This window comes from Streptococcus halichoeri, assembly GCF_009870755.1.
In the GTDB taxonomy this organism is placed as follows: Bacteria; Bacillota; Bacilli; order Lactobacillales; family Streptococcaceae; genus Streptococcus; species Streptococcus halichoeri.
This window is the reverse complement of record NZ_WLZU01000044.1, coordinates 1-6,891: the sequence shown is the minus strand read 5'-3', so window position 1 is coordinate 6,891 and position 6,891 is coordinate 1. Positions and strand designations below refer to the sequence as shown.

General features: G+C 40.2%; 5 protein-coding genes and 17 tRNA genes. All 22 read right to left on the bottom strand.

What is annotated here, in order from left to right:
• Positions 1-162: 162 nt before the first annotated feature.
• The 22 genes from recO to GWD08_RS08380 all read right to left on the bottom strand — a co-directional run bounded on the left by recO (position 163) and on the right by GWD08_RS08380 (position 6,838).
• Positions 163-966: a DNA repair protein RecO gene (gene recO, locus GWD08_RS08485; RefSeq protein ID WP_159565229.1), complete on the bottom strand. Its 804-nt coding sequence runs from the start codon at positions 964-966 to the stop codon at positions 163-165.
• 111 nt (positions 967-1,077) lie between these two features.
• Positions 1,078-2,040, bottom strand: a complete 963-nt coding sequence (locus GWD08_RS08480; RefSeq protein WP_159545970.1) for a ribose-phosphate diphosphokinase — start codon at positions 2,038-2,040, stop codon at positions 1,078-1,080.
• Between the two features lie 466 nt (positions 2,041-2,506).
• Positions 2,507-3,760 carry a peptidoglycan hydrolase PcsB gene (pcsB, locus tag GWD08_RS08475; protein ID WP_159565227.1) on the bottom strand — a complete coding sequence of 418 codons (1,254 nt, stop codon included), beginning with the start codon at positions 3,758-3,760 and terminating at the stop codon, positions 2,507-2,509.
• 95 nt (positions 3,761-3,855) lie between these two features.
• Positions 3,856-4,362, bottom strand: a complete 507-nt coding sequence (gene mreD, locus GWD08_RS08470; protein WP_159565225.1) for a rod shape-determining protein MreD — start codon at positions 4,360-4,362, stop codon at positions 3,856-3,858.
• Between the two features lies 1 nt (position 4,363).
• Positions 4,364-5,179, bottom strand: coding sequence for a rod shape-determining protein MreC (gene mreC / locus GWD08_RS08465; protein WP_159565223.1), 816 nt, complete (start codon positions 5,177-5,179; stop codon positions 4,364-4,366).
• Between the two features lie 56 nt (positions 5,180-5,235).
• Positions 5,236-5,323, bottom strand: a tRNA-Ser gene (locus GWD08_RS08460).
• A gap of 7 nt (positions 5,324-5,330) precedes the next feature.
• Positions 5,331-5,404: transfer RNA gene (locus GWD08_RS08455), tRNA-Ile, on the bottom strand.
• Between the two features lie 39 nt (positions 5,405-5,443).
• A tRNA-Gly gene (locus tag GWD08_RS08450) sits at positions 5,444-5,514 on the bottom strand.
• Between the two features lie 5 nt (positions 5,515-5,519).
• Positions 5,520-5,592, bottom strand: a tRNA-Phe gene (locus GWD08_RS08445).
• Between the two features lie 30 nt (positions 5,593-5,622).
• Positions 5,623-5,696, bottom strand: a tRNA-Met gene (locus tag GWD08_RS08440).
• A 12-nt stretch (positions 5,697-5,708) separates the two neighbouring features.
• A tRNA-Ser gene (locus tag GWD08_RS08435) sits at positions 5,709-5,798 on the bottom strand.
• Between the two features lie 6 nt (positions 5,799-5,804).
• A tRNA-Ile gene (locus GWD08_RS08430) sits at positions 5,805-5,878 on the bottom strand.
• A 25-nt stretch (positions 5,879-5,903) separates the two neighbouring features.
• Positions 5,904-5,977 (bottom strand) — tRNA-Met (locus tag GWD08_RS08425).
• 5 nt (positions 5,978-5,982) lie between these two features.
• Positions 5,983-6,056 (bottom strand) — tRNA-Pro (locus GWD08_RS08420).
• A 7-nt stretch (positions 6,057-6,063) separates the two neighbouring features.
• Positions 6,064-6,137: transfer RNA gene (locus tag GWD08_RS08415), tRNA-Arg, on the bottom strand.
• 13 nt (positions 6,138-6,150) lie between these two features.
• A tRNA-Leu gene (locus GWD08_RS08410) sits at positions 6,151-6,235 on the bottom strand.
• A gap of 8 nt (positions 6,236-6,243) precedes the next feature.
• Positions 6,244-6,315 (bottom strand) — tRNA-Gly (locus GWD08_RS08405).
• Positions 6,316-6,325: 10 nt separating this feature from the next.
• Positions 6,326-6,398, bottom strand: a tRNA-Thr gene (locus GWD08_RS08400).
• Between the two features lie 9 nt (positions 6,399-6,407).
• A tRNA-Leu gene (locus GWD08_RS08395) sits at positions 6,408-6,489 on the bottom strand.
• A 5-nt stretch (positions 6,490-6,494) separates the two neighbouring features.
• Positions 6,495-6,567, bottom strand: a tRNA-Lys gene (locus GWD08_RS08390).
• A gap of 107 nt (positions 6,568-6,674) precedes the next feature.
• Positions 6,675-6,747 (bottom strand) — tRNA-Asp (locus GWD08_RS08385).
• Positions 6,748-6,765: 18 nt separating this feature from the next.
• Positions 6,766-6,838, bottom strand: a tRNA-Val gene (locus tag GWD08_RS08380).
• Between the last annotated feature and the right edge of the window lie 53 nt (positions 6,839-6,891).

Here is a 6,891-nt window from a genome sequence, read left to right as displayed (position 1 = left end):
TCAAAAGTTAGGGAAAAACTGCATACACAACACGATTTACAACTTAAAAAAGCTTCAATAACGTTGATTTGACAGCGTTTATAGAGATTTTTTTATTTTTTAACTGATAAACTCGGGATTATAGCATAAAGCTAAGCAGCCTTCAGCAACAGCCTCATGTCATCAAGACTTCCTCTCAAGATCACTCGCAGGATCCTTAATCTCAGCCGAAGGGCGCATAATATCTGCCCAACTATCTAATTGATCAATAAAGGTTTTACTCTTCAAACGAAGACCTACATAGTCCTCATAAAGCTCATCAATAAAAGCACGTAATTGCTTCTTTATAGAGGGGTTTAAATTAATGGCCGTTAAGTGATCAATACTCATCAAATGGAACTGATCAAGCAAATACAGCACATTGGGATTGAGATGATGACGCCGCTTGTCCAGATGATAATGTTCTGGGCACAGCACTCCTAAAAATTGATGTGAAAAATCAAATGCCAATCCCACCCGGTGACAAACACTACATTCATGAAAATTTAAATGAATGCCAAAACGATCAAGCAATTGAATTTCAAAAATGTTGGTTAAAATATCATAATCAAGACCACTTTCCATCAAATCTAATGTTTTTCTTAAAAATACAAATAAAGCAGGATCCGGCTCCCCATCAGGTAGCGCAGCATCAACTAAAGCTAATAAATAGGAAGCATAGGACAACTTAAAAATATCACTATTGATTTTGGGATAGGTCTCAACTTCTCCCGTATCATCAATATAAGAAAGACCCTTATCGTTGATTTTCAGTATAAAATCTGCCCTCGTCAAGGGTTGAACCAGAGCTGCTGCTTTAGATTTACCAGCATGCTTAACAAAAAACATGCGCTTTCCCTCTGTCTCTGTAAACATTTTAACCAGTTTATCATCTTCACGATAATCACGATTAAAAAGAACAATACCCAAGGATTGAACGCTTCGCATAAGTCTCCTTCCTATTTCAATTTCTGCCTTCTTAAGCCTAGTTTTATTATACAAAATTTAAGAAAATCCTACCGTTTAAAGCCATTAAAAAAGTAGCCCAAGGACTACTTTTTAATGGCCGATCTCAAATAATGGTGACAACGGACGTTTTTCATGAATTCTAATAATAGCTTCCGCAATCAAATCAGCAATGGAAATTTGCTCAATCTTATCAATTAACCGTTCCTCTGGCAAATAAATCGTATCCAAAACAATCAGTTTTTCAATAGCCGATTTTTGAATATTTTCAAGAGCAGGACCAGATAGAACGGGATGCGTACAAGAAGCATACACAGCTGTTGCACCAGCTTGCGCTAAAGCATCTGCTGCATGACAGATGGTCCCAGCAGTATCAATCATGTCATCAATTAAAATACATTTCTTACCAGCGACCTTACCAATAATATGCATAACTTCGCTCGTATTCATCTTATTAACACTACGGCGTTTATCAATAATCGCAATGGGGGTTTGGAGGAATTGTGCTAATTTCCGTGCGCGTGTGACTCCGCCATGATCAGGACTGACAACAACCACATCATCCCCAACCAAACCTTGACGTTCAAAGTAATTAGCAATCAAAGGTGCACCCATTAAATGATCAACAGGAATATCAAAGAAGCCTTGGATTTGTGCCGCATGCAAATCAATTGTCAAAAGACGATCAACCCCAGCCACTTCTAACATATTGGCAACCAATTTAGAAGTAATTGGTTCTCTCGAACGAGCTTTACGATCTTGTCGTGCATAACCATAATAGGGCATAACCACACTAATTTTTTCAGCACTAGCACGTTTTAATGCATCAACCATAATTAAGATTTCCATTAAATGATCATTAACAGGCGAACTAGTTGATTGCAAAATAAAAACATGATGCCCACGAATGGATTCTTCAATATTAACTTGAATCTCACCATCCGAAAATTGACGAACCGATGATTTCCCCAGCTGAACACCCATTGATGATGCCACTTTTTCCGCCAATTCCTTGTTTGACGATAAGGCAAACAATTTTAAATCAGAATAAGACATGATTTCCTCCAAAGTTTTAGTCCTCTACCATTTTAACCCTTTTTTAGTATTTTTTCAAACGTAATTCAACAAGGAGAAATACCTGCAAGCGCCTGAATCACAGGAATTTTCAGCATTCAGCCTGCAATGATAAGCAAAAGCCACATCAGTCCTTCACTGCAAAACTCACTGCCTACAACTGCTTAAAGTACTTTTAAAGCCATCTACCCCTACAACAAGACCAGGCAAACAGCGCAATGACTTCCCAACAACAGCTACCTCAAAGCATTTCCAATCAAGCCTTAAACCTTTGTAATGCCATAACATTCATTAATTAATGTTGGGTAAAAGTAAACCAAAGCAATATCCTACTTAGTGATCAATCATCCGCTGCAAATAACACTGATCCCAAACTAGAATCAACAGCCAACCAAAGCAAATTCAAAAAGGACTAGCTTAAAGCTAATCCCTATCATTTAATTTCTTATTAATGTGGGTAGATGTATTCTACAGTACCTTGACTAGTAGGATTAAACCAACCACGATAATTTCCAATAGATTGGTTACCATTATAGTTTGATTCCATCACTTGAATATTTGAATCACTTTCAACAGATGTAACAAGTGCTACGTGTCCGAAGCCTCCGCCCCAAACAGCAACCGCTCCAACTCTTGGCGTTGAACCTACAGAAAAGCCTGCTGCCCTTGCGCTATTAGCCCATTGAGCACCATTTCCCCAATAATCACCAACCCAAGGAGCCATTGATTTAACTCCCCAAGTACATTGACCTACTGGATAAGTACCAGCTGACCCATAGGAAATAGATGGTTGATATGAAGTTGGTGTTGCAACTGGAGCAGAACGACGAGCCCGTGGTTGTACACTTGCAGTAGACGCCGCTGCTGCTTGAGCTGCAGGTGCCACAAGTGAACTTGGTGCTGCTGTAGGTGCAGTTGAACTCTGTTTCGCTAATTGCTCTTGTGCAGCAACTACTGATGCTGCTTGGGCTTTAGCTTGTTCTTCTGCCTTAGCCTTAGCTGCTGCCTCTGCCTTAGCCGCTTCAGCGGCAGCTTTTTCAGCTGCTTCTTTTTGAGCTACTAAGCTTGCTTTATCATCATTTGCAGATGCTAATTCAAGCGCTAATTTAACAGTGGCAGCTTCTAAATCAGCTTTTTGAGTTTGTAAAGCATTTTGATTTTCTTCAATCTTAGCTACATTCGCAGCAACTGTATTAATTGCTTCTTGGTTAGCTTCTTGTTTTTCTAGAAGAGCTGCTTTATCAGCCTTTTGTTGCTCTAGCAATTTAGCATTCGCTGAAACAGCACGATTAATCGCAAATAAACGCGTCACAGCATCAGAAATAGATTTAGAATTCAAAAGCGTATTAATGTAATTTGTGCTTTGATTTCCGCGCTGTGCACTGCGAGCTTGTTTTTCTAATTTTTCGTTACGAGCAACAATCTGATTAGTCAGAGCTTGGATTTCTTGTTCATATTGTTTTGAACGCTCTTTGAGCTCTGCGTTTTGTGCTGCTAAGCTATCTTGTTCAGATTGTAATGCACTAACTTGCGATTGTAATGCATTAACTTGTTTACTTGCTGCTTGCTGTTGACTAGTAAGGTTTGAGATTTTTTTGTCAGCATCAGAAATCTTCACATCAATGTTATCTGCACTAACAACTGTAGCTGCTCCAAGGGTAACACCACTTACAAGAACGGCTGATAATATTCTCTTTTTCATTTTAAAAAAACTACTCCTTTTCGATAAGACATCTTATATTTTATCAGATTTTTCACGATTTAATATTACGCTATTATTACATTTATATGTAATAATCACACAAATAGCTGATTAAGTAGCTTTTTCCCAATGACAGCTGCAAAAATGGTAACCAGTAACGACGGCAATAAATGGAAGGTAATAAAATAGGTCCAATCCACAAATATCCGGTGGTAACAACGCAGAAGAAAATAAGCAGTTACTTGAACCAAGAAAAGATAGATAAGCAGAATTAGTATCTCTTCAAAATATCGCCATCTATACTCCAACAAACGAGAAATAGCAAGGGCAAATAAAGTAATAACTGGTAGTATAATGACCATTATTCCTAAATAGGCAAAATAATGATAATCATAAAGCATTCCCAAGAACACAGCAAGTAAACAAGAAGTCGTCATTTTAAACTGCTTACAAAAGTAATAAAAGGCTGCCAAAAAAAGCATAGGGAAAATTGTAATATGACCAGTCACAAAAAAATGAACCAAGGCAGCTAAATGCCCTTCGATGAGCATCAATAAAATAATGAGGAAAAATTGAAATATTTTCTTGAGATATACTTTCATCTTATTTCCCCACTACCGACACATAATTAACGTCAGAAGCCTCATCAAATAGTTGAATCATAATTTTCCTTTTCAATTTATCATCATCATTGACAGTTCTCACAACTTTGCCAATAGGAATATCCGAAGGCGATTTACCATCCAAACCGCTTGAGTATACCGTTGTACCAATAGAAATAGGAGTATTAGAATTATATTCACTAGAGGAGATGAGATTAGCAGCTGAATCATAGCTATTTAAGCTACCAAATATTGTTCTTTTTCCATCGTTAATTTTTATTGGAAGATGAAACGTTTGACCACTTGTTAAGAGGGCAACATCCGAAAAATGAGGTGTAACTTGATTAATTACCCCAATTAACCCCTTAGAAGTTGAGACAAGCATCCCTTTTTGCACACCTTGACGCTTTCCTAAAGCTATTCGCATGGTATTACCCCATGTTTTTGGAGTTCTAACAATGACTTCGGCAGATTTCTGAAAAGACTGCTTATAGTCAATACCCAACAAAGCTTTTAATTCTCTGTTTTCTGAGGTTAATTGTCTAACACTAACTGTATCTCTTTTTGAGGTCGCTAAGCTTGCTTTTAATTCTTTATTCTCATTATAGGTATTGATAAAACTTTTTGCCTCACCAGAAATTTCTTGCAAAGTAATAATAGGGCGTGAAATAACCTGATCTACTCGTGACAAAGAGCTTTGCGTTAAAGATGACAAATAAGGCGAGAACGATTCTTTTACCAATAAAAATAAAAATGATAAACAGATAAATAATATGGTTAAAATAAAAAAGAAGCGTGAAATTTTAAACTTATTCATATCAAACCCTCAAAAATAAAAAAAGGAATATCGAAACGATATTCACATTTGCAAAACGGAGAATAAGGGATTCGAACCCTTGCGCCAGTTTCCCGACCTAACGATTTAGCAAACCGTCCTCTTCAGCCTCTTGAGTAATTCTCCATAATAATGGGCACGAGTGGACTCGAACCACCGACCTCACGCTTATCAGGCGTGCGCTCTAACCACCTGAGCTACGCGCCCAAGACAATAAAATAACCATAGTCTTGGAATAAACTATAAAGCGGGTGACGAGAATCGAACTCGCGACAACAGCTTGGAAGGCTGTAGTTTTACCACTAAACTACACCCGCTAAAATGGCGCGAGACGGAATCGAACCGCCGACACATGGAGCTTCAATCCATTGCTCTACCAACTGAGCTACCGAGCCAACTATAAGTATTATCTCTAATACTCTATATTGCGGGAGCAGGATTTGAACCTACGACCTTCGGGTTATGAGCCCGACGAGCTACCTAGCTGCTCCATCCCGCGATATCTTTTAAAAGGAGGATGTGGGATTCGAACCCACGCACGCTTTTACACGCCTGACGGTTTTCAAGACCGTTCCCTTCAGCCGGACTTGGGTAATCCTCCGTTTAATGGACCTTGTAGGACTCGAACCTACGACCGCTCGGTTATGAGCCGAGTGCTCTAACCAGTTGAGCTAAAGGTCCAAAGTCAATCCATATAACTAAATTATAGCGGCGGAGGGGATCGAACCCCCGACCTCCCGGGTATGAACCGGACGCTCTAGCCAGCTGAGCTACACCGCCATAAATCGGGAAGACAGGATTCGAACCTGCGACACCTTGGTCCCAAACCAAGTACTCTACCAAGCTGAGCTACTTCCCGAAAAAAATGCACCCTAGAGGAGTCGAACCTCTAACCGCCTGATTCGTAGTCAGGTACTCTATCCAGTTGAGCTAAGGGTGCTCTATAAATGTTATGCCGAGGACCGGAATCGAACCGGTACGATGTGAACCATCGCAGGATTTTAAGTCCTGTGCGTCTGCCAGTTCCGCCACCCCGGCTCCTCACAAGCGAACGACGGGATTCGAACCCGCGACCCCCACCTTGGCAAGGTGATGTTCTACCACTGAACTACGTTCGCATTCTATTAATGCCGGCTACATGACTTGAACACGCGACCCTCTGATTACAAATCAGATGCTCTACCAACTGAGCTAAGCCGGCTCTCTATTATGCGGGTTAAGGGACTTGAACCCCCACGCCGTTAAGCGCCAGATCCTAAATCTGGTGCGTCTGCCAATTCCGCCAAACCCGCTGACATGACCCGTACTGGGCTCGAACCAGTGACCCATTGATTAAAAGTCAATTGCTCTACCAACTGAGCTAACGAGTCTTTTCATCATTTAATGTTTTTAATTGATTTTCTTCAATTGAGTAACGAATGACATAAGCTCCGCTTATTCAATCCGCAACTTTTATAAGTCCAACGGACTTATAAAACGGTCCCGACGGGAATCGAACCCGCGATCTTCGCCGTGACAGGGCGACGTGATAACCGCTACACTACGGGACCTGTATCTTTTCAATACTATGGGAGTTAACGGGTTCGAACCGCTGACCCTCTGCTTGTAAGGCAGATGCTCTCCCAGCTGAGCTAAACTCCCATGGTTGGAACTTTAACTCAGCTGGGCAGTGAGGAAAGCTTGGCTTCCCCTAT

Bases quoted from the DNA above. Each gene is read 5' to 3' on its own strand.
- mreD (WP_159565225.1), bottom strand. From the start codon at position 4,362: ATGAAAGTATATCTCAAGAAAATATTTCAATTTTTCCTCATTATTTTA.
- mreC (WP_159565223.1), bottom strand. From the start codon at position 5,179: ATGAATAAGTTTAAAATTTCACGCTTCTTTTTTATTTTAACCATATTA.
- recO (WP_159565229.1), bottom strand. From the start codon at position 966: ATGCGAAGCGTTCAATCCTTGGGTATTGTTCTTTTTAATCGTGATTAT.
- GWD08_RS08480 (WP_159545970.1), bottom strand. From the start codon at position 2,040: ATGTCTTATTCTGATTTAAAATTGTTTGCCTTATCGTCAAACAAGGAA.
- pcsB (WP_159565227.1), bottom strand. From the start codon at position 3,760: ATGAAAAAGAGAATATTATCAGCCGTTCTTGTAAGTGGTGTTACCCTT.